At 54.3% G+C, this 25,722-nt stretch carries 23 protein-coding genes, 2 tRNA genes and 3 pseudogenes; 3 read left to right on the top strand and 25 right to left on the bottom strand.

Annotated elements, in window-relative coordinates:
* From BLU75_RS21215 to BLU75_RS21160, 12 genes and pseudogenes are all read right to left on the bottom strand, one after another.
* Positions 1-201, bottom strand: a complete 201-nt coding sequence (locus BLU75_RS21215; RefSeq protein WP_231982585.1) for a histidine phosphatase family protein — start codon at positions 199-201, stop codon at positions 1-3.
* Positions 202-592: 391 nt separating this feature from the next.
* Positions 593-1,351, bottom strand: coding sequence for a retron Ec48 family effector membrane protein (locus BLU75_RS21205; RefSeq protein ID WP_084380968.1), 759 nt, complete (start codon positions 1,349-1,351; stop codon positions 593-595).
* Entirely contained in the window at positions 1,344-2,540 is a 1,197-nt protein-coding gene (locus BLU75_RS21200) for a reverse transcriptase family protein (RefSeq protein WP_084380967.1), read from the bottom strand. The genes BLU75_RS21205 and BLU75_RS21200 overlap by 8 nt, the downstream gene beginning before the upstream one ends.
* 393 nt (positions 2,541-2,933) lie before the next feature.
* A pseudogene (locus BLU75_RS21195) lies at positions 2,934-3,194 on the bottom strand (integrase domain-containing protein); the annotation flags it as partial.
* 479 nt (positions 3,195-3,673) lie between these two features.
* Positions 3,674-4,003, bottom strand: coding sequence for a hypothetical protein (locus tag BLU75_RS21190; RefSeq protein WP_084380965.1), 330 nt, complete (start codon positions 4,001-4,003; stop codon positions 3,674-3,676).
* Positions 4,004-4,312: 309 nt separating this feature from the next.
* Positions 4,313-4,388: transfer RNA gene (locus BLU75_RS21185), tRNA-Thr, on the bottom strand.
* 110 nt (positions 4,389-4,498) lie between these two features.
* Positions 4,499-4,837 carry a hypothetical protein gene (locus BLU75_RS27370; protein WP_130909366.1) on the bottom strand — a complete coding sequence of 113 codons (339 nt, stop codon included), beginning with the start codon at positions 4,835-4,837 and terminating at the stop codon, positions 4,499-4,501.
* A 203-nt stretch (positions 4,838-5,040) separates the two neighbouring features.
* Positions 5,041-6,264 (bottom strand): methyltransferase, encoded by a 1,224-nt coding sequence (locus tag BLU75_RS21180; protein WP_084380964.1) that lies wholly within the window; start codon positions 6,262-6,264, stop codon positions 5,041-5,043.
* Complete coding sequence (locus tag BLU75_RS21175) at positions 6,245-6,934, bottom strand: ABC transporter permease (RefSeq protein WP_084381018.1); 690 nt, start codon at positions 6,932-6,934, stop codon at positions 6,245-6,247. Before BLU75_RS21175 ends, BLU75_RS21180 begins: the two co-directional genes overlap by 20 nt.
* A 38-nt stretch (positions 6,935-6,972) precedes the next feature.
* Complete coding sequence (locus BLU75_RS21170) at positions 6,973-7,668, bottom strand: ABC transporter permease (RefSeq protein ID WP_084380963.1); 696 nt, start codon at positions 7,666-7,668, stop codon at positions 6,973-6,975.
* Positions 7,669-7,743: 75 nt separating this feature from the next.
* Positions 7,744-8,505 carry an ABC transporter substrate-binding protein gene (locus tag BLU75_RS21165; RefSeq protein ID WP_084380962.1) on the bottom strand — a complete coding sequence of 254 codons (762 nt, stop codon included), beginning with the start codon at positions 8,503-8,505 and terminating at the stop codon, positions 7,744-7,746.
* 13 nt (positions 8,506-8,518) lie between these two features.
* Positions 8,519-9,292, bottom strand: a complete 774-nt coding sequence (locus BLU75_RS21160; RefSeq protein WP_084380961.1) for an ABC transporter ATP-binding protein — start codon at positions 9,290-9,292, stop codon at positions 8,519-8,521.
* A 554-nt stretch (positions 9,293-9,846) separates the two neighbouring features.
* Between BLU75_RS21160 and gabP the strand changes: the two genes are divergently transcribed.
* On the top strand, positions 9,847-11,238 hold the full coding sequence (gabP, locus tag BLU75_RS21155; protein WP_084380960.1) for a GABA permease: 1,392 nt from the start codon (positions 9,847-9,849) through the stop codon (positions 11,236-11,238).
* Positions 11,239-11,463: 225 nt separating this feature from the next.
* Here the strand turns inward: gabP and BLU75_RS21150 are convergent, their stop codons facing one another.
* Positions 11,464-11,877 carry a hypothetical protein gene (locus tag BLU75_RS21150; RefSeq protein WP_084380959.1) on the bottom strand — a complete coding sequence of 138 codons (414 nt, stop codon included), beginning with the start codon at positions 11,875-11,877 and terminating at the stop codon, positions 11,464-11,466.
* Between the two features lie 150 nt (positions 11,878-12,027).
* On the opposite strand from BLU75_RS21150, the gene BLU75_RS21145 reads away from it, so the two are divergent.
* Positions 12,028-13,005, top strand: a complete 978-nt coding sequence (locus tag BLU75_RS21145) for an arsenic resistance protein (protein WP_090221553.1) — start codon at positions 12,028-12,030, stop codon at positions 13,003-13,005.
* A gap of 175 nt (positions 13,006-13,180) precedes the next feature.
* Here BLU75_RS21145 and BLU75_RS21140 read toward each other — a convergent pair whose 3' ends face one another.
* From BLU75_RS21140 to BLU75_RS21090, 11 genes and pseudogenes are all read right to left on the bottom strand, one after another.
* Positions 13,181-13,453 (bottom strand): YceK/YidQ family lipoprotein, encoded by a 273-nt coding sequence (locus BLU75_RS21140; protein WP_084380957.1) that lies wholly within the window; start codon positions 13,451-13,453, stop codon positions 13,181-13,183.
* A gap of 33 nt (positions 13,454-13,486) precedes the next feature.
* A complete protein-coding gene (locus BLU75_RS21135) occupies positions 13,487-14,377 on the bottom strand; it encodes a DUF3592 domain-containing protein (RefSeq protein WP_084380956.1) in 891 nt (296 codons plus the stop codon).
* A gap of 348 nt (positions 14,378-14,725) precedes the next feature.
* Positions 14,726-14,914 (bottom strand): annotated as a pseudogene (locus BLU75_RS21130) (IS5/IS1182 family transposase); the annotation flags it as partial.
* A gap of 95 nt (positions 14,915-15,009) precedes the next feature.
* A complete protein-coding gene (locus BLU75_RS21125) occupies positions 15,010-17,595 on the bottom strand; it encodes a T6SS phospholipase effector Tle1-like catalytic domain-containing protein (protein ID WP_090221552.1) in 2,586 nt (861 codons plus the stop codon).
* Positions 17,580-18,101, bottom strand: coding sequence for a DUF3304 domain-containing protein (locus BLU75_RS21120; RefSeq protein WP_165447482.1), 522 nt, complete (start codon positions 18,099-18,101; stop codon positions 17,580-17,582). Before BLU75_RS21120 ends, BLU75_RS21125 begins: the two co-directional genes overlap by 16 nt.
* Before the next feature lie 115 nt (positions 18,102-18,216).
* The gene (locus BLU75_RS21115) at positions 18,217-18,735 is read right to left on the bottom strand and encodes a DUF3304 domain-containing protein (protein ID WP_165447481.1); all 519 of its coding nucleotides are present in this window, start codon (positions 18,733-18,735) and stop codon (positions 18,217-18,219) included.
* A gap of 115 nt (positions 18,736-18,850) precedes the next feature.
* Positions 18,851-19,372 (bottom strand): DUF3304 domain-containing protein, encoded by a 522-nt coding sequence (locus BLU75_RS21110; protein WP_165447480.1) that lies wholly within the window; start codon positions 19,370-19,372, stop codon positions 18,851-18,853.
* A 115-nt stretch (positions 19,373-19,487) separates the two neighbouring features.
* Positions 19,488-20,006: a DUF3304 domain-containing protein gene (locus BLU75_RS21105; RefSeq protein WP_165447479.1), complete on the bottom strand. Its 519-nt coding sequence runs from the start codon at positions 20,004-20,006 to the stop codon at positions 19,488-19,490.
* Positions 20,006-20,812, bottom strand: a complete 807-nt coding sequence (locus tag BLU75_RS21100; protein WP_084381827.1) for a DUF4123 domain-containing protein — start codon at positions 20,810-20,812, stop codon at positions 20,006-20,008. Before BLU75_RS21100 ends, BLU75_RS21105 begins: the two co-directional genes overlap by 1 nt.
* 36 nt (positions 20,813-20,848) lie before the next feature.
* The gene (locus BLU75_RS21095; protein ID WP_090221551.1) at positions 20,849-22,921 is read right to left on the bottom strand and encodes a type VI secretion system Vgr family protein; all 2,073 of its coding nucleotides are present in this window, start codon (positions 22,919-22,921) and stop codon (positions 20,849-20,851) included.
* An 86-nt stretch (positions 22,922-23,007) separates the two neighbouring features.
* The gene (locus tag BLU75_RS21090; RefSeq protein ID WP_084381829.1) at positions 23,008-23,526 is read right to left on the bottom strand and encodes an Hcp family type VI secretion system effector; all 519 of its coding nucleotides are present in this window, start codon (positions 23,524-23,526) and stop codon (positions 23,008-23,010) included.
* Between the two features lie 511 nt (positions 23,527-24,037).
* Between BLU75_RS21090 and BLU75_RS28400 the strand changes: the two are divergent.
* Positions 24,038-24,172: pseudogene (locus tag BLU75_RS28400) on the top strand (hypothetical protein); the annotation flags it as partial.
* 1,400 nt (positions 24,173-25,572) lie between these two features.
* On the opposite strand, the gene BLU75_RS21080 reads toward BLU75_RS28400, so the two are convergent.
* A tRNA-Phe gene (locus BLU75_RS21080) sits at positions 25,573-25,648 on the bottom strand.
* Positions 25,649-25,722 lie beyond the last annotated feature (74 nt).

Raw genomic sequence — 25,722 nt, 5'->3', positions numbered from 1 at the left:
TTAATTGAAAACGTGGTCTGACCCCCTATTCCCGCTTATGCGATGGGAGGCGACGAGTGCATCAAGATTCTTGGGCAAGTATTCGCCAAGCGCTTCAGCTTGCCGCCGCCCCAGTTCGGTCAGCGCTGGATCAAGTGAACCGAGATAGCGCTGTTCGGCATTGGCCCAGATTTCCCCGTGCCGTACGACGTATAAATGCATGAAATCCATCTTAATGAGTTAAACCGGGAACTTTACCAACTGAAGCCGCCCGGGCTGTTGTGACGAATCGGGTACAGGATGCTTACACTTGAAAGGATTCAGGGGATGCGTAAGAGCGTGGCGGCGGTCAATCAAAGACTGGTCGCGCCAAAGAATTGGTTGGGATCAGAGAGCGTAAATGTGTTGCAGGTGCTTTGTGATTTGCTCGCCTGGTGCAGCAAATGAATGTTCAGTTGGCGAGCCATACTCATGGAGCAACGCCAGTACCTAATAATGCTTCAGTATTTTCCGAAAATTTAACTTTGGCTTCCTCTCTTTACGCGAAGTTGCAGTCTGTTACGTTGTAATAGATGTGGTGGGTGTGCAGTGTGATAAGTCTAGACTCTGTTAACTAAAGGTATATTCTTTTTTCGATTTTAAGGTTTTCCGTCGACTTGCAGAAGGATTTGTTGATGATTTCGATAAGTTGTATTACCTCTCCCTCCACCTCGTGAAAGTCTAGGCGTGGAAGCGCTGATAACTCAATGCCTGCTTGGATCAGTACCGACTTCATAAGTGCTTGATGTGTTTTGTAGAGGTATCTTCCATCGTCTTCTTTTGTAATCAGCCTGTTTGAGCGTTGTATTTGGAGGTTGATATCTGAAATGAATAATTCGTATTTTTTAGATACTATAAGTTCGCCTAGCTCCTGATCATGATATATGAGGTTGTACCATTTTAAGGTGTCGAAGGAAGACTTGTTTAATCGACCCTTCTTTTCTATTTCGCGATGAATGTAATTTGAGAATATTGACATGTGAGACAGATGGTTAGCCAGAGCTAGCGCTCTATTGCTACTTAAGTAGCTTAATAGTGCAATAATGATTGCGCCCAAAGTGATTAGGCCGCCGAGGATTACTCCGGTGGTGCTTATTATATCTAGCACTGAGCTGAAAATTGACTTGAAGTTTTGTATGCAATTGTTTGTAAAACATAGGTTCCGAGAAAATGCTTTGTCTCCAAAGCCAGTCGTTAATAGGACAATAGTGGAAAAGGAAAATCCGAGAATAATAATAAATATTGACGAGCTTACAAGGGCTTTGAAGATGTTGTCATCTATGTCCTTGATATTTTTTACTGCTAGTAGAAGCGTGCTTTTTTTATTATTCATATACTGGTTTCAGTTTTTTCAGTCTTAGCTTCAAGAGTTTGGTCATTCGTGGGTAAGATATTTTCAGTACGTTTAGTCGCTCATATGCAATATAAAATCTTCGGGAATACCAGTACGTGTTTTTTTTGAGATAAAAATCTCTTTCAAGACGGCTCACAATTTGTATTGCTCGGCTGATGTCTTTCTTTGAGGGCAGAGGTGGAAGTTTAAGAAGTCTTTTTAAAAGCGGGCGGTGTTGATTATGCTCAACCCGAGCTAGCTTGTTTACCCTTCCCATGCATCTATTAAAGTCATGGCGATAGGCATGAGTCATTCTATATGAACGCTCGTCAGCTATTTTTTCTATGTTTCGCACCGCAGCTCTTATTCGACCCACCTCATCCGAGGGAAGCCTTGGCTTAGAGAAACTAACTCGTAAACCATGCACCGTTAACGGTGTGGACGAAGCATGAGAAACTTTTGTTTTCTGGCTGTTTAGCGGTAAATCTTTTGAAATAAGCATCTCTTCTATAATTGCTTGTGCATAAGAGAAGTCATATTTAGCGACTTTTGAGGAGATAGTTATGTCATCAACAAAGCGTGTATACACTAAGTTCTTTTTTGCAAGTCTATCCACTACAAAAGCTTCGACGTCATGCAAACACAGGTTGGCCAAAAAACTGGAAGTGAGTGCACCTTGTATGAGATGCGAGTCTAGAGTGCAGATATTTGTTAGTGATGCTGCGACTAAATGGGGGAATTTCAAAAGCTTATTGAAAACTCCATAAACTAAGTCGGAGTGCACATTGTCAAAAAAATCTTTTACGTCTAGCTTTAGAATGGATTTTGCACCGCAGTGCTGTGCTGCGCAGGTAATGTAATCTCTTGTGACTTCATTGCCTAGCGCGTCTCGTGACTTAGGTATAGAACCGAATAAAAAAGGCGGCCAAGCTAGAATGTGAGAGTTTGAAAAGATTCGAGTATTTACTCTTCGTTGAACTAAACGAATCTCATGAGAAGGGTTGTAAATTATTCTCAAACCCCCATCGCTTTTTGGGAGCTCATCTCTGCGATAGCGCTCAGACTTCGGCAAAGTTAAGGTTTTTTGAAGTGTTAGTAAGGGCACGCTTAAAGCTGTCGCCAAATTTTGCAGGTCAGCTATTGAGCTGTTAGATACTTTAAAGCTTCTAGCTGCAACAGTCCTTGTCATGCTAGTACCATAATAAGTGTAGGCTTCGCCAGCTCAACCTAAAGAGCTTATAGAGGACTTGTCACTTTCATTGACATAAACACTGATAGCTACCAAATCCTCTATTGGCTAACCTACCGTCCATCGCTACTCCAGGATGGAGGCGGCGTGCGGTGCCCCCCTCCGGACATACTCATTGGAAAACCAATAAGTGCCTTTTTCAAGGCGTGCTCAGTGCATATAAATGTCAACTGCTGTAAGCAAGCGAGACGCTTGCGTGGCCAAAATTTAGCTCATTTGAAATATGGTGGCAATAGGCTTTTTTCAGCTATTCAAGACTGACAGCGTCAGTTTTTTTCGATGGCCAGTCATGGCTTTGATTTATATGTATATTTTTAACAAAACCCTCTGGGTGATAGCACCGTGTTCAACTTGTTGGCGCAGATGCTTGGTGTAGTCCAGCAAGGTCTGCCGATCAATCTGTCGCGCATCGTTGACGCCTGGCCCATCCTCCGACCGACACCAGCGTACAAACGCCTGCCACCGATCACTGTGTGCTTTGACCGTCCCGTAATGCCCACCGCCAAACAGGTCTTTCAATGCCTGCGGTCCTGCATAGCTCAGTTGCCGGCCATAGCCAAAATTGCATCCATCTCGCCTACCCACCAATCCCATGATCGAACTCCTCTTCAAGCCAAACGTTTGTGGAAAAAGGGGACTGGAAAAAGGGGACGGAAAAAGGGGACGGAAAAAGGGGACCGGAAAAAGGGGACCGGAAAAAGGGGACAGATTTATTTTCTTGATAGCTCAACCGCCTGGCTTTTCTAACCTGTCGCAGTGGGAGAGCCGCCCGGTGTGACGTGGGAGGCGCCCGTGAGGCGAATAGGCTGCGAGAATCTTACGGCCGTCCGCTGGCCTTATTGCGGCACTTTAAAAGCCAAAGCAGCGTTAGCACTGTCGGCCAAAACAACGTGTTGAGAATGTCGTGTGCGCTTGCCTGTCGTCGGGTGATGGCGATCAACGTTAAATCAGGAAAAAGGGGACAGATTTATTTTCTTGATAGCTCAACCGCCTGGTTTTCTAACCTGTCGCTGTGGGAGAGCCGCCCGGTGTGACGTGGGAGCCGCCCGTGAGGCGAACAGACTGCGAGAATCTTACGGCCGTCCGCTGGCCTTATTGCGGCATTTTAAAAGCCAAAGCAACGTTAGCACTGTCGGCCAAAACAACGTGTTGAGCATGTCGTGTGCGCTTGCCTGCCAACGCCAGTATCCAAAGCTATCAATATCATCTCGCCTATCTACCCACTCGCCAGCGCACGCGATGATGAAAACACCCAGCCAGCCCATGTATGGCTTGTGTCGTCGGGTGATGGCGATCAACGTTAAATAGACCGTCATGCCCACATAGATGTGCAACGCATCCTTTGACAGCCCACTCGCCGATACGATGGAGAGCTTGATGCTTTGTGCGGTTGAGATGTCCATGTCAATGCTTCCTTGCTGTGCCAGCGCCGGGCTTCGTCTTCATCCAAGTAACAATACCCCCAATCTGGGTGGTGATCTCACGCGGAGTGACATGCTCTTGCCGGCTGGAGTCCAGGAAAAGAGGGCGGATCTGTGCTCCAGAAGTCACTGGCTAATATTTCGAGAAGAAAAGGATAAAGACGAGGCGAAAAAATGACCGTTCAAAAAATGGGACGAAACCTGGACGGAGGCCGCTTTTTGGACGTTTGACAGGGGCGATTTTCCAAACCCCAGAAACCACAAAGCCCCGCATTGCGGGGCTTCGAGATATGGTGCCGGCACCAGGAGTCGAACCCGGGACCTACTGATTACAAGTCAGTTGCTCTACCAACTGAGCTATACCGGCGTGTTAGGGCGACGATTATAACGATTGGGAAATTTCTGTAAACCCCTGAATTCTGACTATTTTTCAGGTCCCTGCTTTTCCTCTGTAACGCTCGCGTCGTCCATCCCCATTCAGCGGCTTTCCTTCAGCACTGCCGCTGTCGTTCCGGTACGGATTTGAAGTCCCTGCACGCCGAGAATACGGTGCCCAGCAGTCTGATCAGGCTCAGGATGATGAGTTCTGAAGTGATCGGCCAGATAGCCGCCGAGGATGTTGCCGAAAATGGCGCCGATGGCCAAGAAGACCACGCGCCACCAGTAGCTGCCCAAAAACGTGCCGATGGGTACGCCAACGCTACGGACAGGGTCAGGCTGTCGGGTGGCGATTACCGCCAGGGTCGCCAGTGATAAGTGCAGGCTAATTCGATGTGTGTGGGGCGCATATAGTGTTATGCGCAGATGCTTATGCACAATTCATCGGTTAGACATCAGCCGTAACCGCTATTCTGTAGAGCTATTCTCATTAAGCTGCAACTGCCTGTTTTGCGTGCGTTTTATTTTGTGAACAAAAAATGACCAGTCAACAATTTGCTCTGTAGCACCTGTCTTTACGGCCTTCCATAGAATTCCATCAACAGAGTTATCCACAGGGCGGGGATTGGCTGGCGTGCCCTTTAATCGCGCTCGGCGAGTAGCATCAGGTTGCGCGGTGTGAGTGCCGTCTCACAGAAGCAACCTAACTGGACCCTGTAGCCGTTTTCCAGCAGAAACAATGCCCGGTCGAGTACCAGCCACAGTTCCAGCGGGCGGCGAAACAGCCCACGGACCAATTCCAGGTTGCGTACGTGTGCCAAGCGCTGCCAGCCTTGTTGCTCCAGCGCCGTCCAATTCTGTTCACCTGTGGATAACCCTTTGAGCGCCGCCAATTGCTGGCAGTACTCGGCGTAAGGTTTGTTCAGCCAAGCGCTGGGCAGTGAAGGGGTGGGCAGGTATTCGTCGCACGCGCGCAGTTGCCGTTGCAGTTGATCAAACCCCAGGCGCCGGGCCATCGAGGTATCCCGCTGCTGCCGTACGCGGGCGCCAGCGGTGACGGTTTCGCTCAGGGGCAGGCCGAGATCGTCCACTGACAGGCGCAGTGTCGAGCCTCGGGCCGGGGCTGACAGCGGTTGGTAGTGCTCGGCGCTGATGCGGTTATAGCAGCAGGGCGCCACGGCCAAGTGTTTGCAGCCGGCGGCGCTGGCCAGTTGCAGCAGGCGCACATGCAGGTCGCCGCAGGCGTGGAGGGCGACGGGGGTGTGATCGCGGGTGAGTTGCTGTCCGGCGTCATCCGCCATCACGTCTTGCTGGCAGTGTTTGGCGGGCAGTTGATGATGTTCGCTGAGAACCTTGCCGGCGGCGATCAGTGCGGGATCGTATTCCAGGCAGGTCAGTTGCTGGCCGGGTTGCAGCAGCCGACGGCCGAGGTGACCTTTTCCGGCGCACCAATCGAGCCAATGGCGGGGGGCGGCGGTAAACCCCAGGGCGGCGCCGAAGGCTTCGATCTGTTGCCATTTGCGGCCGGGTACATCGACATTCAGTCGCGCCGGCGCCGCAGGCAGTTTAACCCTCGGTAACTGATCCACGGCACTCAGCGCGATGGACTGTGTTGCCCACTGGGCAAACGGCGCCGGAGCCTGGAGTTCGTGGGGGCGGTTGTGGCTGCTTTCGGCGTCCTCCAGCGAACGCTGGCGCAGCCATCGGGCCAGCTCGGCGTGCCGGGTTTCCCAAGGCAATTGCAGGTGGGTAAAGGGCCGTGGACGCCACAGCCCTTGGTGCTCGATGAGAAACGCATCCAGCGCCTGGAAGCGGGCGAGCAACTGCGCGCCCGTCAACCGGCTGTCAGCGTCCCTGGCAGGCATCGACCCGCAACCAGCGTTCCAGCAGCTTGAAGCCGCGTACCAGCACGTAGGCCATCAGCAGATAGAACATTCCGGCGGCGAAGAAGATCTCCACCGGCAAGTAGGTGCGGGCAATGATGGTACGGGCCATGCCGGTCAGTTCAAGCAAGGTCACGGTGCTGGCCAGGGCGCTGGCCTTGAGCATCAGGATCACTTCGTTGCTGTAGGCCGGCAAGCCGATGCGCGCGGCCCGTGGCAGGGTGATGTAGAACAGGGTTTTCGGCTTGGACATGCCCAGGGCCCTTGCGGCTTCGATTTCGCCGGGCGGAATGGCCTGGATCGCACCGCGCAGAATCTCGGCGATATACGCCGCGGTGTGCAGGGTCATGGTGGCCGCAGCGCACCAGAACGGGTTGCGCAGATACGGCCAGAGCGCGCTTTCGCGCACGGCATCGAACTGCGCCAGGCCGTAGTAGACCAGGAACAGCTGCACCAGCAGCGGCGTACCACGGAAAAAGAAGATGTAGCAGTAGGGCAGCGTACGCACGTACCACCGCCGCGAGGAGCGCGCGATACCCAGGGGAATTGCCAGGATCAGGCCGACGATGACCGCGATGGCCACCAGTTCCAGGGTCAGGGTGGCGCCCTGGGCCAGTCTCGGCAGCCACTTGATGATGACGGCCCAGTTCAGGCCGAGGTCGAAATGCGCCAGCCAGCTGTAGTCGCCGTTCATTGCGTGCTCCTCGCAAAGCCGCGCGCGGCACGTTTTTCCAGGAAGTACATGCCGACCATGGCCAGGACGGTGAGGCCCAGGTACATGAAGGCCGCGACCATGAAGAAGGTGAAGGGTTGCTTGGTCACGGTCACGCCGATCTGGGCGTGACGCATGATTTCTTCCAGGCCGATCACCGAGACCAGCGCGGTGTCCTTCATCAGGATCATGAACAGGTTGCCCAGGCCCGGCAGGGCGATTCGCCACATTTGCGGCATGATCAACCGGGTGAAGATACGAAACTTCGACAGGCCCAGCGCGACGCCCGCTTCGCGGTGGCCCTTGGGAATCGCCAGGATCGCGCCCCGGAACACCTCGGTGGCGTAGGCGCCAAAGCATAGGCCGAGGGCGATGACCCCGGCGGCGAAGGCATTGAGTGAAAGGTCGGGGTTGCCGAACCACTCTCCGAGGGCACGCATCATGTTGACCGTGCCGAAATAAATCAGCAGGACCCACAGCAGTTCCGGAATTCCGCGAACCACGGTCGAATAGGCGCCGCCAAGCCATTGCAGCGGCTTGTACGCAGAAGTCTTGGCCAAGGCACCGGCAAGGCCGAGCACCAGTCCCAGGCACAGGGCCGTGAGGGCGAGTTTGACGGTCATCAGCGCGCCGGCAGCGAGTGCGGGGCCGAATCCGTAGAGATCGAAATTCATGGTTTAGTCATATCGCGGCAGGCATTGCGAAGAGCCGGCGCGCTCAAGCGAGCGCGCCGGGCAGGCCAGTCAGGATCATTCGATACTGAAAGGGAAGTACTTGTCGTTGATCTTCTTGTAAGTGCCGTCGGCCTTGATTTCAGCCAATGCCTTGTTCAGGCGCTCACGCAGCGGATCGCCTTTACGCACGGCGATACCGATTTTGTCGCTGTCGACCACAGGCTCGCCCTTGAACTCGTAATCGGAGCCGTCTTTGCTCTTGAGCCATTCGTATTGCACGTATTTGTCGGCGAGGATTCCGTCAACGCGACCGGACGTCAGGTCGAGGTAGGCGTTTTCCTGGGTGTCGTAGAGCTTGATGTCGACGCCATAGTCGTCTTCCATGTTGCGGTCATCCAGCCAGGTGCCGGCCAGAGTCGCACGCTGTGCGCCGATGACTTTGCCCTTGAGGTAGGCTTTGTCGGTCTTGAAGTCGACCTTTTTCGGCGCGATGAACTGCAGCTTGTTGGAGTAGTACGGGTCGGTGAAGTCGACGGCTTGCTTGCGCTCGTCGGTGATCGACAGCGAAGACACCAGGAAGTCGAACTTCTTGGCGTTCAGGGCCGGGATGATGCCGTCCCAGTCCGACACATACACTTCGCACTTCTCGACTTTCATCTTGGCGCAAAGCGCATCGCCGATGTCTTTGTCAAAACCGACGACTTGACCGCTGGCGTCTTTATTGTTGAACGGCGGGTAAGCCGCTTCGATCCCCATTTTCAAGGTTTCGGCCATGGCCGTGGCGCTGAAAGCCATGCTCACGGCGGCGGCCAGGAGGAATTTTTTATAGTTCTGCATGCATGTTGCTCCGTTAGCGGTTGCTGGACATGAATTGTTTGCAGCGCGCCGAAAGCGGGTTGTCGAACACCTGCTGTGGCGATCCTTGCTCTTCGACCAGTCCCTGGTGGAGAAACACCACTTCGCTGGACACTTGGCGGGCAAAGCCCATCTCGTGGGTGACCAGCAGCATGGTGCGGCCTTCTTCGGCCAGTGCGCGGATTACATTAAGTACTTCCTGAACCATTTCCGGGTCAAGCGCCGAGGTGGGCTCATCGAACAAAATGACTTTAGGTTGCATCGCCAGGGTGCGGGCAATGGCGGCGCGTTGTTGCTGGCCGCCGGACAATTGCGCGGGGTAAGCGTGACGTTTGTCGCTGATCCCGACCTTGGCCAGCAACGCTTCGGCCACTTCGATGGCTTCAGCCTTGCTTTGGCCGAGCACGCGGCGCGGAGCCTCGATGATGTTGTCGAGAATGCTCATGTGCGGCCACAGGTTGAAGTTCTGAAACACAAAACCGATTTCGCTGCGCAGACGGTTGATCTGCTTGCCATCGGCAGCCATCAACTCGCCGTTTTTCGCGGCTTTCAGTTTGAGTTCTTCGCCGGCTACCAGGATCTGGCCCTGATGCGGGTTCTCCAGCAGGTTGATGCAGCGCAGGAACGTGGACTTGCCGGAACCGGAGGAACCCAGGATCGAGATCACATCGCCGTCGCGAGCGGTCAGCGAGATACCTTTAAGCACCTCCAGCTCACCATAGCGTTTATGCAAGTTGCGGATTTCAAGCGCGGGCGTGGCCTCGGCCATGTGCGGTCCTCATTGTATTCATTGCGTTCCTGCTGTTAGGCCGCCTTCCTGGCGAGGCGCCAAGCTAGCATAGCGCCCGGATGACAGCCAACAGCGCCACGGGCGTTAAACAGACGGTATGCGGCAGGTTGTCGCATCGACACAGCCGCGTGTCGCGCCATCAACAACCGAACAGCTGTTTTAACCGGAAAACCCGTAGCAGTCGCGTAAAAAAAGGCGCGATGGTGCCAGCTTTGGCCGGGGGTTGGAAGGATTAAACGGGTAAACGGTCCGTATCAGGCATCGAATGGTGCGTCACGCACTTTTTGTGTGTGTTTTTGGTGCGTTTTTTCGTCGGGGAAATGAGTAGGCAGGTAACGTTCTGGCAGTTTGCCATTAATCTCAATGACTTGCGTTGATTAGGGGATCTGCCTGCAGCCCGCGTCAACCTTGAGCTTGTTACATTTTGGCGTAAATCTTGCGTAAAAAATAAAGAACACTCTGTTGGTTTCTTTTCACGAAAGAGATTCCGGGTTGGGTGGACCGTATTCGCAAATCCTCGCAAAGGTGTGTCAATGAGTAGTACGCAAAGCTCCAATGACCTCGAACAGGGGCTCAAGCCGCGGCATGTCACCATGTTGTCGATTGCCGGGGTAATCGGCGCCGGTCTGTTTGTCGGCTCCGGTCACGCCATTGCCGCGGCAGGTCCGGGGGTGTTGTTGGCGTATGCCGCGGCCGGGACCCTGGTGGTGCTGGTGATGCGCATGCTGGCCGAGATGGCGGTGGCCTCGCCGGACACTGGATCGTTCTCCACCTACGCTGACCGGGCCATCGGTCATTGGGCCGGCTTCACCATTGGTTGGTTGTATTGGTGGTTCTGGGTGCTGGTGATTCCCCTGGAGGCCAACGCCGCGGCGACGATCCTGCACGCCTGGTTCCCCGATGTGGCGATCTGGGCATTTACCTTGATCATTACCCTGCTGCTGACCGCGACCAACCTGTTCAGCGTGAAGAACTACGGTGAATTCGAGTTCTGGTTCGCGCTGATCAAGGTTGTGGCAATCATTGGCTTCGTGATCCTCGGCATCCTGGCGATTTTCGGCTTCTTGCCCAACAGTCAGGTCAGTGGCGTATCGCACCTGTTCGACACCCAAGGCTTTCTGCCTAACGGCATGGGCGCGGTGCTGGCAGCGATCCTGACCACCATGTTCTCGTTCATGGGCACCGAGATCGTGACCATCGCCGCCGCTGAATCGAAGAACCCTGGCCAGCAAATCACCAAAGCCACCAACTCGGTGATCTGGCGGATAGGTTTGTTCTATCTGGTGTCGATCTTCATCGTCGTCGCACTGGTGCCGTGGAATGATCCGACTCTGGCTGCCGTAGGCTCCTACCAGACTGTGCTGGAGCGCATGGGTATCCCGAATGCCAAGTTGATCGTCGACCTGGTGGTATTGGTGGCGGTTACCAGTTGCTTGAACTCGGCGCTGTATACCGCCTCGCGCATGTTGTTCTCCCTGGGGCGTCGCGGTGATGCGCCGGCGGTGGCCAAGCGCACCAACAAGAGCGGCACGCCTTACTGGGCGGTGATGTTGTCCACTGGCGCGGCGTTCCTGGCGGTCTTCGCCAACTACGTGGCACCGGCGGCGGTGTTTGAATTCCTGCTGGCCAGCTCTGGCGCCATCGCGTTGCTGGTGTACCTGGTGATCGCGGTTTCACAACTGCGTATGCGCCAAAAGCGCACGGCGGCGGGCGAGAAAATTGCTTTCAAGATGTGGCTGTTCCCGGGCATGACCTATGCGGTGATCGTGTTTATCGTCGGTACGCTGACCATCATGGCGTTCCAGGACGCGCACCGGGTGGAGGTGCTGTCCACGGGCGCGTTGAGTCTGCTGGTGGTGATCGCAGGTTTGATGGTGGCGCGTCGACGCAAGATCCAGCGGGCCGGGGCCGCGGTGCTGAACTAAGGCGCGAGCCTCCTGTGGCGAGGGAATGAGGCACCTGTAGGCGCGAGGGCGCGCATAGCCCTTGCTTGCGAAAAACGTTAACGATAACGCGGGTTTCCTGAATGAACGCGGCGCCTATCAGTTTTTCGCGAGCAAGCTCGCTCCTACAAAAAAAGCTTAAAACTATTCGGCCGAGTGTGTTGGGAAAAATGCGAGGCAGGCCTTTCGTCTGAGTCCGGCTTTCGCCTATTCCCCCGCGCTGACCAGTGCCTGGGAGGCCGCCACGTAATCGGCCTGGAATTCTGGCGATTCAATCCATGCCAGCGCTGCCGCTTCATCATCGGAATCGGTGGACCACTGTCGATACTCGATCAGCGCCGCGAGGATAAAGTCGGTTGCCTCTTCTTCGCCTTCCTGCTCCAGCACCAATGCCAGTAGCGGGTGCGCCAGGAACACTGCGCACAGCGCCTGTTGGCTGGTTTCGCCAGCGGTGCGCATTTCTACAAACAGTTCGGTCAAATCCACCGATTCAAGATCAATGCGGCTGTCGTCGCCGGCGAACGCATCCTGCTTGGGGGCAACGGCCCGCTGGGTGCGGTTCTGCTTGGCCTTGGCCTTTGCCCGGTGGGCGCGTTTTTGCTGTTTGTTCGGCGAAGCCATGGGCTCTCGTCCTTGGGTCAGGATCTGGGTGGAGTATTGAAGCGCAGGTCTGGCAAAATCCCAAGGATTTCCAGCACCAAGTCTTTTATTCCTCGACCTTGTCCGCCCGGATGCCTAGGCTTGGCGTCTTGGGACCGAGCAGAGCCAACCATGACCCGCGATACCCTCGAACAAAACCAGATACCGGTGTATTTCGTCACGGTCGCGCTGGCTATCGCCCTTGGTCTGCTGGCGCCATCGGCGTCGCAACACCTGGAACTGCTGGTCACGCCCGCTATCGCGATGCTGATGTACGCGATGTTCCTGCAAATCCCGTTTCTGGACTTGCGCCAGGGCTTGAGTAACGGGCGCTTCATGGCGGCATTGCTGCTGGCCAATTTTGTGCTGATTCCGCTATTGGTGTGGTCGCTGACCCGCGGACTGGTGGATCACCCGGCCATCCTGCTGGGCGCCTTGCTGGTGTTGCTGACACCGTGTATCGATTACGTGGTGGTGTTTACCCATATCGGCAAGGGCGATGCGCGGTTGATGCTGGCGGCGACGCCGGTGCTGTTGTTGCTGCAATTGCTGCTGTTACCGGTGTACCTGGGTTTGATGCTGGGTGCGCAATCGGGTGTGGTGGTTGCGGTCGGGCCGTTTGTCGAGGCCTTTGTGTTGCTGATTGTCGCGCCGATGATCCTGGCGGTGCTGACAGCAACCTTGTCGCGTCGCTCAGCCGTCATCAGTCGATGGTATGACGTCTGGGCCTGGCTGCCCGTCCCGGCGATGGCCCTGGTATTACTGGTGGTGATCGGCTCGCAAATCGTCTCGGTGGTGCGCGATATCGAGCTGCTGGCACCGGTGATTCCGGTGTATATCGGCTTCCTGCTATTGGCGCCGTTGATGGGCGCCTTGGCTTCCCGCGTGTTCACCTTGCCCGCCACGGCAGCGCGGGCGGTCACGTTCAGCGCTGCGACACGCAATTCGCTGGTGGTCCTGCCTTTGGCCCTGGCACTGCCCGACGGCGTTCGTGAGCTGGCCGCGGCTGCGGTCATTACCCAGACGTTGGTCGAGCTGGTAGGCGAGTTGGCCTACGTTCGGCTGATCCCGGCGTTGCTGAGGTCCACGGGCCGGCCGCCAGCTTCCTGACACCGCGCTGTCGGATCCGTCGTCGTATTCATCGTGCCGCCGCGGCCAGCTGTAGGGCCTCTCGACATGACCTTGTGTGGGGCCCTTTGAACCACAGTGTCGGCGAGCCCGCAGACTAGCGATGAATAGAGAGCGGAAAACAACTTTTGTATCGACTCCTATAGACGGGTAACCACTAAAATTTTCGTGGACAGCGATCCCCACCATCAGCTTTTTCAAGCGTAAAGGTATCGAAAACAAAGGAAAAAGGTAAATCAATAATGGCCAGTGGAAGAATACCGCCGTAGGTACTTTTTAGCGTCGCCCAATCGGTTGCCGCATATACATCCAACTGAACCCCCTGATACGGGCAAGTTGGCCCATGAGAAATTCCCGTCACAAATGAGCCACAACCTGAAAGGTACATTGCAAAAAAGCTTATTAATAGACTAAGTTTCATTTTTAACATTGAATGACCTCGAAATGTTCATGCACTATCTTCTCAGCGTCGAGTTATTGATCTTGATAGCCGCCTAGGCCAACTGACCATTCCCACCACTAAAAACGGAAAACCTATCAAAAATAAAATTACTGGGATAAACATGCTATCCCAAAAGCTATCGAGCATGGCGTGCCGAGGATTAGCAGGGGCGTAGCGAACAGATACCGTTTCACCACGGTCATAGCCGTTACTGCAGACTGAGGTGCTAAACTGATATGACTCATGATTCGGGGTCTGAAATTCGATCAACGCGCAGAGAAACTTGCTGTTTCGTCCAGTATTGGCATAGCCCGGGTTAATTACTATGCCTGTCGTTGTTTCTGTCATCGGAGCCTGTCGCGCTAATTCAAGCTGCAAAACCCAAAAGCTGAGCCCGTATAGGACTAAGGCTATGCCCCAAAATGAGAGGGTTAAACCCCATTTATCCATGAGGCTCTTGTTAAACCCAGTTCTATCTCTAGGCGTATGAGTGCAAAGAGCAAATACCCACATCATCGCGCCGAACCCACACGACAAAACAACGTAAAACCACTCATCAGCGTCAACGACTAGAAGCGCTTGCTCAGGGTGTTCCGGGGGGTAAAAAACCTTAACTTGGTCATTTACTTCGTACTTCGAGTAACTGGTGCATTGGCGTCCCTCCACGGTTACCGGGATTTGAGTAAGGGTATAAAAACGGACGCGCGGGCACTTGTCGGTTTTTTTAAATCCCTCGCCTCTGTCCTTTTGAAAAAACGAGATTAGAATTCCAGTGGTTTCCTGCATTCCTTGTTTTTCTATTTCTCCTCGAATATGCAGTGTTATGCCAAAGACAATAAGCACTGCCCCTAAAAATGAAAAAAATACAGTCGGTCGTGAATATCGAGGTGGTGGAGATGAATGAAGTAACATGTTTTTTCCATAAGATGCATAAGTCCGTCGGCCGAAAAGGGTTTTTTCGACAAACAATTAAAGCCTTTATTGCACGCAATACAGCGGTAAAAAGGTAGTCGTACGTTCTGACTGGCATCAAACCTGGATGACCGCCCGCTGGGCGTTCGACCGGTGACTTATTGGGCAGCTATAGTCGATAAAGGCACCCGCTTCACTGTGGAGTTCGACAGGTAGGCATTTGTGGTAGTCGGGTGGAGCACGGGTATCGGACATTGAACTTGAGTTTTTCATGGGGATCTAGTGAGTTAACTGGTCAATCTCGAGTCGCAGGCTGGTCGGAAGATAACCGAACCAGTTCTGCATCTAATGAACCCGCAACATGGCCATCAACGGATAGGTCGGACGGCCACCGTCGCCCTTCGGATAATGCGGCTCGATCAAGGCAACCAAGCTCTTCCAGGGCACCACCTGCTCCATCTCGATCAGGAAACGCTCGCGGCGGGTCGGCTTACGTTTGCCGGCATACTCGGCAGCGGCTCAGGACATCTGTTTCATCGGGGCTCAACCGTTCAGTTTGTGCGAGGTGAGTAGTTCACCAAATCTGGAAGTCTTTTTCAGAGTGTCCTTAGCAATCGAGCTCAGCGTCAGTTCTAGGTCGTGAGACCTTCCACCGTGCCCTTCGCCTGATCCAACCAGCTCTTGGGTGGTGGCGTCTGGGCCAGCGTCCCATCAAGTAGGTTCGTCGACGGAGTGGGCACTCTTGCTTTAAGTGCTTGAGAGGCTTTGAGCATCGCAATCAAGTCATCAGTGGTGGCGGTTTTCTCCGTCAGTAGCGGGGGAACCGGCAACGCCTGGGCCGCTTTTGACATGCTGCCCGTGTCGGCGCTGAAGGTCCGAATCGACTCCAACCCATCAAGCATCGGCAGTGCCAGACCGGTCACACTGTCAAACGCACTGATGCCTGGGAAATCCACCTTGCCGCGAAACACCGGGGTGCCCAGCGACGGAAGAATGAGTCCCACCAAGAAGCGTGGGTCGCGGCGTTTAATGGTCAAACCAACACTGGCCACCGCCAACGCCACGCCAACCACTTGTTCGGCGGTCACCAACAGCGATAGCTCGTTATTGGACTCATTGTCGAAAAATATGCCGCGATAACGAAAGTAGTCGCTGAAAACTTCCCGCTCATTCAATGCCGCGTTCATAAACCACGCGCGCGAGTCATGCACATGCTCATCAAACAACCGGATAAGCGGAAGGACTTTATCGTTTAACGGTTTACCGTCTGCGCCAAACAGCGTGGCGTAATTCATCTCTCCAGCCTTGCGCAAGTCGGCATAGTGCTGGGCTTCATCCTGCGAGTTCGTCATGTATACAAGCCCACCCACCAAGGTGTTGGCAAGGGTGCCAAGACTAAACATTTCTCCTACGCTCAAGTTCCATTCCGGCACATAATCACGCCGGAAATCGGCCATTGCGTTGAGCAATTGTCGACAATCAAGGTTCGGCTCATACATCTTGCTGGTGTTGAAGGTGTTCGTGGGCGTGGTGCCGGTACGTCGTTCATACTCCAACTTGATAGCTTGATTAGTCTTTTGAGTTGCCAGTTGACTTTCAGACCAGACAGGCGCCGAGGTGCCTGCACGGTTGGCCGCATCTTCCTCAAGTTGCATCTTGTGTAAAGCTTCAAAGGCGTCGACTTCCTCGGAGGTCATGTCTGCCCCCGGACCGTTTTTCATCACCTTGACATAAGCCTCAGTGTGGTTGGCCCGCCCCTTGGCATAACGACTGATTCGCCAACCGGTAATCAACCCTGCTTCACGGGCCATGACCTCTTCCAATGGACCGTTATCCATGGCGTCAAGCCAGGTGTTGAAGCGCTCGATGAGCTTGGAACCTACCGCGTATTCAAGGTAAGTCGAGTCACTCATGGCTAACCATGGCCAACGTTCTTTCAACTCATTGCTAAACGCCTTTGGAGGGGCCTGCAACGGCGCCCCAATGTTGTATGCCTCACTGTACATATGGTGCAGAGCAATTTGCGACAACACCAAGTGGCCACCCTTTGCGGCCCTGCCTTGGTCGCCGGGCGGGTAGCCGCCGCCGACGTCGGAGTGCATGCCGGGGTAGATGTATTCCGCTGTGCCCTGGCGATAGGTGGAAGGGCATTTTGGATCGTCAGGGTTGGCTTTGCGCCGAATCGAGTCTACGGGGAAGCAACTGCGCTGTTCGTGAGCTGCAACCAGATGCACGCAGTGTTCAAGAAATTTCTCAGAGTCCGACAAGCGCATGGTGCCATCGGCCCAGCCCATGTGCCCGGCAGCAAACGGCGCCAAGTACGGAATGCCCACCGAGGCCACGGTGTCGAACAACCCCATAAACACAATTTTGATCGGTAGCCCGGCAAATAAGTAGCAGGTATCACCCTCCACATCGACCTTGGTCAAGGCTTCCAGCCAGGCGGCAAACGCTCGCGCCTCGGCGGCCCCCCGTGAAAAACCATAAACAAACAGACGCACTGCCATGATTTTAGGGATCGACTTGGCCTTATGAGCTGCATCAATTTGGCTTTCAAGTTCCGCCAGCGGTTGAGCCAAAACCTCTCGGCGGCGCGTGTAGCTGCTTTTGAATACTGAAGCCCCGAGTGCGTCTTCGGTAAGGCTGGTGCCCATTTTTTGTACAAGGGCGTAGGCATCCGGATTTTTAAGGCGTGACTTACTACTGGCTCTTTTCAGCGCATCAATCAAACGGGTCAATCCCCAGTTGATCCGGTTCTCGCCACCCGTCGACATCGTCAGCCCTAGGCTATCAGGTTTGAACTCGCCTATTTCTTTGAACTCAGTACCGACCCCCTGCATGTAGTATCGGTAAAAACCTTCTCTCTCTTCTGATTCGGTGCCAGAACCTCCGAGGCTCGCATGAAACAGGCGAGCCACATTGGTCGTGGTTGAAGGTAATGCCAGGCTGTCTGACGGTTCATGGTTGTTCGTGCCGTCAAAGCACAGCGTGACCGTCACGATCTTCATGCATGGCGCGCCTGCGTAAACCCTTCCAGTTGCACGGTCTGCGTCCATCGCCTGCTGTTCAAACGGATGATAGGCCGCCTGTTGCGTCCGATAGTTACGCAATACATCCCCTGGTGTTTGCGGCAGCAGCCCACCTATTTTGAAATCAGGTGTCGGGCTGAGGAATGCCGCAGCAGTTTTTTGGAGTGGTGGAGTCATGGCTTCGGACATGTGGCTGGCTCCTCCATTTTTTGAGGGAAGTTAAATGGGTAGCCTGGTTGGCCAGGGAGTACGGCTACAGCTGATACCGCTACTTGATTGCAGGGTAGAAAATGAACGTCTATTGCGCCCAGCTCTTCATATGGCGCAACAGCCACAACCGCACGATGACGGGTGTAGTGAGTTTCGTGCTCTCTAGCAGCCTTGCGCCAAGCATCAGAAAATGGAGGGTCTGGCCAATTGGCGGAATCATGCGGATTTGGGTCCTTCTCCCATTCAACCACCACGGTCAAACCGGGATGCCACTTCACTGGAAGCGGTACGCAGCACATTTGCCCGCCCCCGTATCCGTAAGGGGACAAATTCGGCCCGCCGTTACCATTGACCGAGAACCGATTAATCGCCGCCGAGGTATGGCTATAACCCTCGATAGGCGTCCCTAATCTTTCAGGCTCGGACTGCGCACAGCCCAGCAGCGAGATACCGCCAATTAACATGACGAGGAGTAAACGAATCATCAGGTAGCCTCGCCATGAGTCAGGGTTAGTGGAAGGTGTTCGCTCAGCGCGCAGGCGATAATTGAACCAGTTGTCGGGCTCAGGAATGCCGCAGCAGTTTTTTGGAGTGGTGGGGTCATGGCTTCGGACATATGGCCGGCTCCTGCATTTTTTGAGGGAAGTGGAACGGATAGTCTGGACGACCGGGATACGTAGTTCCCGCCGATACAGCAACCTGGTTACACGGTAAGAAATGCACGTTTACCAACCCCAAGTCTTCATATGGCGCAACAGCCACAACCGCACGATGACGGGTGTATTTGGCCGCATGCAGCTTGTAGGCAGCCCGGTAGCCATCTGTCCCAAGCGGAGGCCAATTTGCTGAGGCATGCGGATTTGGGTCTTTCTCCCATTCAACCACCACGGTCAAACCGGGGTGCCACTTCACTGGAAGCGGTGCGCAGCACATTTGCCCGCCCCCGTATCCGTAAGGGGACAAATTCGGCCCGCCGTTACCATTGACCGAGAACCGATTAATCGCCGCCGAGGTATGGCTATAGCCCTCGATAGGCGTACCTAATCTTTCAGGCTCGGACTGCGCACAGCCCTGCAGCGAGATGCCGCCAATTAACATAACGAGGAGTAAACGAATCATCAGGTAGCCTCGCCACGAGTCCGAGTTAGCGGAAGGTGTCCGCTCAGCGCGCAGGCGATAATTGAATCAGCTGTCGGGCTCAGGAATGCCGCAGCAGGCCTTTGAAGTGGCGGGATCATGGCTTCGGACATATGGCCGGCTCCTCCATTTTTTGAGGGAAGCGATAGGGATAGCTGGGTGTACGGGGCAACATAAGTCCTGCCGTAACAGCTACTTGGTTACAGGGCAAAAAATGCACATTGACGACACCTAGCCGCTCATATGGCGCAACAGCCACAACCGCACGATGACGGGTGTAGTGAGTTTCGTGCTCTCTAGCAGCCTTGCGCCAAGCAGCCGAAAATGGAGGATCTGGCCAATTGGCGGAATCGTGCGGATTGGGGTCTTTCTCCCATTCAACCACTACGGTCAAGCCGGGGTGCCACTTCACTGGAAGCGGTGCGCAGCACATTTGCCCGCCCCCGTATCCGTAAGGGGCCAAATTCGGCCCGCCGTTACCATTTACCGAGAACCGATTAATCGCCGCCGAGGTATGGCTATAGCCCTCGATAGGCGTGCCTAATTTTTCAGGCTCGGACTGCGCACAGCCCAGCAGCGAGATACCGCCAATTAACATGACGAGGAGTAAACGAATCATCAGGTAGCCTCGCCACGAGTCCGAGTTAGCGGAAGGTGTCCGCTCAGCGCGCAGGCGATAATTGAATCAGCTGTCGGGCTGAGGAATGCCGCAGCAGTTTTTTGGAGTGGTGGGGTCATGGCTTCGGACATGTGGCTGGCTCCTCCATTTTTTGAGGGAAGTTAAATGGGTAGCCTGGTTGGCCAGGGAGTACGGCTACAGCTGATACCGCAACTTGATTGCAGGGTAGAAAATGAACGTCTATTGCGCCCAGCTCTTCATATGGCGCGACAGCCGCTACCGCCCGATGACGCGTGTATTTGGCCGCATGCAGCTTGTAGGCAACTCGGTAGCCATCTGTCCCAAGCGGAGGCCAGTTCACATACTCATGTGGATTTGGGTCTTTCTCCCATTCAACAACCACGGTCAAGCCAGGGTGCCACTTCACTGGAAGTGGTGCGCAGCAGTTCTGTTTTCCTCCGCCACCATAAGGGCCGACATTCGGTCCGCCGTTACCATTTACCGAGAACCGATTAATCGCCGCCGAGGTATGGCTATAGCCCTCGATAGGCGTGCCTAATCTTTCAGGCTCGGACTGCGCACAGCCCAGCAGCGAGATACCGCCAATTAACATGACGAGGAATAAACGAATCATCAGGTAGCCTCGCCACGAGTCAGGGTTAGCGGAAGGTGTTCGCTCAGCGCGCAGGCGATAAAATCTTCGTGATGCCGTTTTTCCAGTTTCTGCCGGCTGATATCCAGATGGACTGTGAACAGGCAGCGAATCATGGCTTCGCGTGAAGTGAACCCATGTTCATTTGGCGTTTTTTCATAGGCCTTGAACCACTGAACTGCAGCGCTTACGGCTTGCAAGTGCAAAACTTGCTCATCGCTCATGCTCATTCCGCTCAGCGTATTCTGGTTGTCTGGACGGCTGTCGAACCCTGAAAGAGTTGCGGCTTTGCTGTCATGGTCGATCCAGTGCCACTGAATTACCGGGGCGTGAAAAAGCCCTTGCTGGTGGGGGGTAAGCTGGTCGCAAAAATACCTGAACAGGCGCGTGTCGTAATAACGCAGCACACCGCAGCAGGCTCCATTGCTCCAGGTGGCCTGGGTGGCACCGCGCAAGTGCGCGGTCAAGTCCGTGAAGGGCCAGCGACTGATAAGTATCAGCGCACAAAAGTTGTGATGGGCCGCGTTAAGCAGCTCCGCAATCCCCGCACATTGCTCCTGGCTGGCCAACACAATGCGCAACAGTACCGGGCCTTGATGCGCCAATTCTTGCTCAGGCGTTTGCTCAAATAACCAGGCGCACGAAGGCGCGGGTGTCAGTTCAAACAGTTTCGGTAGCAGTGGGGCTGGCAGCGCTGCGCAATTTATCAGTACATCCAGGTGATCAAGCTGTGCACTACGGGCCTCTGTCATCAGGCGATGCAGCCAATCCTTTGCGGTCGGTATCATGACCTTCCTTTTTCGATGATTTTCGCTAAGTAAGTGTTAACGCTGCACTAACGCTTCGGCCTTGGCCTGTGCGGCTAACAAGCAATCCTTGCACACCGGTTTTGGCGGCAGTGGAAGCTCGGGTTCCAGAGAGGCTTGATTCGACTGGTTTTGTTTCTGCTCAAGTAAGGACGGCACGGCCAACAGGCCGAGTAAGTTTGGCAGTAACGGCGCCGCCGCTGTCCCGCTGATAGGTGCGCCGCCGATTTGAATCTCGGTGCTGCTGAAGATTCCTCCGGGGCCGATGACAAGGTGCTGACCTCCGGCCTTCAAGGTAATGCTCGCACCCGCGTCGAGGATCAGATTGGCCCCGGCTTTGAGATGGACTTCCTGGCCCGCCTCGGCGACTAAGGTCTGCCCGACGCGAGTGTGACTGCTGCTGGCTACCTGCAAGTAGTCGTTGGCCCTGAGCTCTACCTTGCGATCCGCCGTTACCGTGCGCTGATCCTCGGCTTCGAACACCACGATGTTGTTGCCCTTGATGGTTTCATGCCGTTCGTTACCAACCTCAAGACGGCTGTCGTTTTCAACTTTCTGTTCCATGTCGCGTTGAGCGCGCAGATAGATCAGCTCCTGACCCGCGCGGTCTTCGAGGTGCAGCTCGTTGAATCCGGTGCTGCCCGGTGAGCTGCGGCTGCGCAATACGCTGCGGGTCTTGTGTGCAGGCAACTCATAAGGCACCGGGTTGAGGCTATTGGCCAAGCAGCCACTGACCAGTGGCTGATCAGGGTCGCCTTCGAGGAAGGTGACCAACACTTCCATCCCTACCCGTGGAATCGTGACACCGCCGTGGCTGCTGCCGGCCCAACTGGAGGCCACCCGCAGCCAGTAGCTGGACTTGTCATCGGCCTTGCCTTCACGATCCCAGTGGAACTTGACCTTGATCCGGCCATAGGCATCGCAGTAGATCTCCTCCCCGGCAGGCCCAGTCACCAAGGCCGTTTGGCTGCCCAGCACTCGGGGCTTGGGGTACGCCTGTTGCGGGCGATAAAACGCGTCCCACGGGGTGACTACGAAGCGGTTGCGATAGCCCTGCTCAAAGCGTTCATCAGACAAACTGTCATTGGTGATGCTCTCCTCCAACACTTGAGGCTGGTAGCCTTGATGATGGACTTCAGTGAGCAGCCAGAGCGCGTTCCACTCTTTGCGCGGGTGCTCGATGAGCGACATGAAGTGCCCGCTGACCAGTGTTGGTTGATCGCTTTTGCCCTCGGCCTGACGGTAGTCGGCGCGGTGACGCTCAAGGGCGCGCTGGGTCAAGGGCTTGCCGCGCTCGCGTTGGACGAACAGTCCAGGGTAGTCATAGTCCTCAAGATCAGGCTGAAGGTTTCGTGCTTCAGGACGGTGGGCAACTTCGACCAGAACCCCGGCCTTCTGGAAGTCGTAATCTCGACGTGTAGTGCGGCTGGTGCGGGCCTCAAAGCGCAGATTAAAGTGCTTGATGGCAGGTTCATCCGCCACCATGCCGTTGCCCTGTACATACGCTGTGGCTTTTTCCAGTTTGGGGAAGACCGTCTGGTCATCGCCGAATACCAGCAAATGAGCGTGTTCGGAATGCTGGAAGTGGTAATGAATGCCTTCTTCATGGGTCAAGCGCTGAATGAAGTGCAAATCCGACTCGTCGTACTGAACACAGTACTCACGCGGCGGGTAGATTGAGTTCAGTTGGAACTGGTAGGCATTGCCTTGGATTCCGTGTTCCTCGAGAATTTCTGCAATGATCTGTGGAACTGTGCGCTGCTGAAAAATGCGCTGATTAGTGCGATGCCTAAGGTACGAGAGCTGTGGCACCAACGTTAGGCTGTAACGGGTCAGACGCTTGCCTGAATCGCCCTGAGCAATACGGTAAATCTGCCCGTGAATGCCGTTTCCACTGTTGTTGAAAGCCAGGAAGGCCTGCTGGTGAAGCAGACTTTCGAGGTCTAGATCAGGGCGTTCGCTGACCAACTCTACATTGATCGCAAAAGGTGTGCTGATCGCCTCCCGCCCCTGAAACTCAAGTACGCGAAAATCGCGCTCAAGCCCCTCGATGGTCAGGCTAAATTGCGTGTCGTTGGCAGGGCTGAACATCCGTTGTTCCTCATGGTGGACACCTTCGACGTAATAAACGGCATCAACCGCCAAAGAGGTTGATGCCGTGAAACGGCGAGTCAGTTTCAGCCTGCGACTGGGGTGCGCCAGTCATCAGAACCGGAGGTGCCAGACACTTCGTGGGTCCAGGTGATTTTGCGGTAGGTGAACTCAACATCTTCCAGATGCGTGAAGTGCGAATTCGACGGATCCTGGCAGTTATGCATGTAATCCTTGATGTCGACGATGATTGCGTCTTCGAGTTTGGTGGTGAAGTAGTGCTCTTGAGTACCCGCTGCCGAGGTGCGATACCACTGGATGGTAATCTCAGTCAGGCGCTCGCCGGACGTCAGTGCAGCCAGCAGCAGCGGCGAGGACTTGTCGAACACCTTGGTGATTTTGACAGGCTTATGAACCCGTTGACCGGTCGGTTGACCCGATTGCGGATCGCGAGGAATGATCACTTCGTGGTTAAAGCCCTGAACCATGACCTGGTCTTCATGACCTTCCTGATAAGTGTTGCCGACCGAGTCAGCGGTGAACGCACCGGCAGTGATCAGGCCCTGTTTGGTACCTGTGATGGACATATACGCTGGCGTAGCCATGGATGCTCTCCTTGCTGAAAATAGAGGAACCCGCAGGCATGTTTGCACTGCAGGTGCCGTAAACTCTTTCAAGGTTTATGCCAATAAGATTAAATTCCTTATTTATCAAATATATGGATTTAAACTCGTAGATTTAGCTAGCGCCTAACATAGGAATTATCAAAAAAAGTGCGCAAGAAGTTGCGCAATGCTGTGCAACTTCTTGCGCACTTGCCTGTAAGTAGTTAAGTGCGTGCCCTGTAGAGATTTATTCACAGGGTTATCCACATTTTAGTGTGCAACTTTTGGCGCATGATGGCAATTTAGCGCTATTCGATTTCAGCATCCATAAATATCAGCCGCTCAGGAATTCTCCTGATGCGTTTTAAGAATAGTCCTACATTTCTGATGATTGCGTCGCGCGCACAAAGTAGCACGCGCTCGTAATGAGAGAATTTGAATCTCATGTTTTTGCCCCGCGTCGTTACGAGTCCAAGGGGCGTGTTGCGCTAATCTTAATTAAAGGTCATGGATGTTCTACTCCAGTAAACTTTCTGCTCATTATCTTGAACTCGCGAAAACCTCTATTTCCAAATGAGACTTTGCGGGCGAGGACGTTCGTTTTTCGAGCGAATATGGAGCATTGGACAGTGAGCTGGGTAAAGCCCCGCCTGGCTTGGTAGCCATGGCGTAACGGTTCGGACTGTTGGTCATGAGGTAGTCCATCAGCGCCTGGCGTTGTTTGTGCAGAATAGTCGCGCCCAGGTTGATCAGCACGGCGCACAGTTCGGAGCCGTCGCCGGCCAGCATCTCCATAGGCGCATGCTGGGGTTGGACTGCTATCGAGGTCTCAGCACGTTTGAGGGAGGCTCTCATCCTGACAATTCAAACGAAGTTCAATACATTCAATTCTCGTCGTAGTCCTGTAAACCCTTGGATGGTTTTCAATCTTGCTGCCAAAGTGACTTGACCCAGAAATGAATGTCTACAAACCACTACAGTGACAGATAGTTCTCGCCTGTAGGGCTGAAAGAATATGGGCCGTCAAAGAGCTAATGTTGCTCTGCGCACGCGGGGCTATAAGAAAATAAGCGATCGTCTGTGCCGATTTTGACATATCAAACCTCCAGCTCTCTCAGGTAAGCCTCCACCCATTGTCGAGGAGATCGGCATCGAATGATCTTGTTCAAGCGTGACCGAAACTCAGCACTGACCTTGTCCCTCAGACTGTGGCGATTACTGCTTGGTCAGTTTCGTGTATCCGCTCGGCAAGAACTAAACAGAGAAAGGCATCGCCGAGTGTTAGTTGATGGATTGTCGTGGGGTGCATGCGAGGTCAGTCCTGAATTTGAAATGACCGGCCATAAATTGCGGTGTCGATTGTGGGTCCTGAGACTGGGTTAGCTCTAGGCAGTAGGGGTTACTGGTCGTTCGTTTTCGCTGGGCTTTTACGGGCATATCAGATGCCGTTTAGATCATGGTGCTGGACAACTGAGGTGTCTTTGCTGTGGTCGAAGGGTTTTCCTGTGCCTTGCTGGCGTTGTACCTGTTGTTTCGACGGGTTGGCGGCGGAGGTTCAGTTCCGGCGAGCTTGATCACGATGGTCTCTCAGCTAGAGCCCTTTAGGGTCGGCGATCTTGGTGAAGTTTTTACGTAGATCTGCCGACCCTTGATCAGAAGCGGCGCTAAGTCTTCTCCTCAACGGTTTCGCATCAACGTATTGGTGTTTAGTTGTTCGTGCCCTTGCACACCGCACATACCGCGTGACTTCAGATCCTATGAAAAACAAAAGCTACGAGGGTTGCTGAGAGGCCCTATAGCGCGTCGGGGGAACGAAAGAGCCATGTTGGGGCGGACTGTTTTGCCGACGTCTCAGCTTGCCTGAGGGGAGGCTCTCAACCGAACAATTTAAATCAGGTTAAAAATATTCAATTTTCGTCACTGTTCCATAAATCCCTTGGGCTGACTTCAATCCCACTGCCAAAGCACCTTGGTCCAGAGCCCATTAAATCGCAGGCAATAAAAAACCCCAAGGAATGATCTTCGCTTGGGGTTTTTCGGTATTAGTGGTGCCCAGAGACGGAATCGAACCGCCGACACGGGGATTTTCAATCCCCTGCTCTACCGACTGAGCTATCTGGGCAACGGGGCGCATTAAACGGGTTTTTCAGGGGGTCGTCAAGCAAGTTTTCAAAAAATATTTAATTATTACCGTCG

Source organism: Pseudomonas mucidolens, from assembly GCF_900106045.1.
Taxonomy (GTDB): Bacteria; Pseudomonadota; Gammaproteobacteria; order Pseudomonadales; family Pseudomonadaceae; genus Aquipseudomonas; species Aquipseudomonas mucidolens.
Note: the sequence above shows the minus strand (reverse complement) of the source record. Positions and strands in the feature narration are given on the sequence as shown.

Bases quoted from the DNA above. Each gene is read 5' to 3' on its own strand.
- BLU75_RS21135 (WP_084380956.1), bottom strand. From the start codon at position 14,377: ATGTTACTTCATTCATCTCCACCACCTCGATATTCACGACCGACTGTA.
- BLU75_RS21145 (WP_090221553.1), top strand. From the start codon at position 12,028: ATGACCCGCGATACCCTCGAACAAAACCAGATACCGGTGTATTTCGTC.
- BLU75_RS21165 (WP_084380962.1), bottom strand. From the start codon at position 8,505: ATGCAGAACTATAAAAAATTCCTCCTGGCCGCCGCCGTGAGCATGGCT.
- BLU75_RS21105 (WP_165447479.1), bottom strand. From the start codon at position 20,006: ATGATTCGTTTATTCCTCGTCATGTTAATTGGCGGTATCTCGCTGCTG.
- BLU75_RS21110 (WP_165447480.1), bottom strand. From the start codon at position 19,372: ATGATTCGTTTACTCCTCGTCATGTTAATTGGCGGTATCTCGCTGCTG.
- BLU75_RS21125 (WP_090221552.1), bottom strand. From the start codon at position 17,595: ATGTCCGAAGCCATGACTCCACCACTCCAAAAAACTGCTGCGGCATTC.
- BLU75_RS21205 (WP_084380968.1), bottom strand. From the start codon at position 1,351: ATGAATAATAAAAAAAGCACGCTTCTACTAGCAGTAAAAAATATCAAG.
- BLU75_RS21215 (WP_231982585.1), bottom strand. From the start codon at position 201: ATGCATTTATACGTCGTACGGCACGGGGAAATCTGGGCCAATGCCGAA.
- BLU75_RS21115 (WP_165447481.1), bottom strand. From the start codon at position 18,735: ATGATTCGTTTACTCCTCGTTATGTTAATTGGCGGCATCTCGCTGCAG.
- BLU75_RS21100 (WP_084381827.1), bottom strand. From the start codon at position 20,812: ATGATACCGACCGCAAAGGATTGGCTGCATCGCCTGATGACAGAGGCC.
- BLU75_RS21095 (WP_090221551.1), bottom strand. From the start codon at position 22,921: ATGTTCAGCCCTGCCAACGACACGCAATTTAGCCTGACCATCGAGGGG.
- BLU75_RS21160 (WP_084380961.1), bottom strand. From the start codon at position 9,292: ATGGCCGAGGCCACGCCCGCGCTTGAAATCCGCAACTTGCATAAACGC.
- BLU75_RS21190 (WP_084380965.1), bottom strand. From the start codon at position 4,003: ATGGACATCTCAACCGCACAAAGCATCAAGCTCTCCATCGTATCGGCG.
- BLU75_RS21140 (WP_084380957.1), bottom strand. From the start codon at position 13,453: ATGTTAAAAATGAAACTTAGTCTATTAATAAGCTTTTTTGCAATGTAC.
- gabP (WP_084380960.1), top strand. From the start codon at position 9,847: ATGAGTAGTACGCAAAGCTCCAATGACCTCGAACAGGGGCTCAAGCCG.
- BLU75_RS21150 (WP_084380959.1), bottom strand. From the start codon at position 11,877: ATGGCTTCGCCGAACAAACAGCAAAAACGCGCCCACCGGGCAAAGGCC.
- BLU75_RS21200 (WP_084380967.1), bottom strand. From the start codon at position 2,540: ATGACAAGGACTGTTGCAGCTAGAAGCTTTAAAGTATCTAACAGCTCA.
- BLU75_RS21180 (WP_084380964.1), bottom strand. From the start codon at position 6,264: ATGCCTGCCAGGGACGCTGACAGCCGGTTGACGGGCGCGCAGTTGCTC.
- BLU75_RS21170 (WP_084380963.1), bottom strand. From the start codon at position 7,668: ATGAATTTCGATCTCTACGGATTCGGCCCCGCACTCGCTGCCGGCGCG.
- BLU75_RS21120 (WP_165447482.1), bottom strand. From the start codon at position 18,101: ATGATTCGTTTACTCCTCGTCATGTTAATTGGCGGTATCTCGCTGCTG.
- BLU75_RS21090 (WP_084381829.1), bottom strand. From the start codon at position 23,526: ATGGCTACGCCAGCGTATATGTCCATCACAGGTACCAAACAGGGCCTG.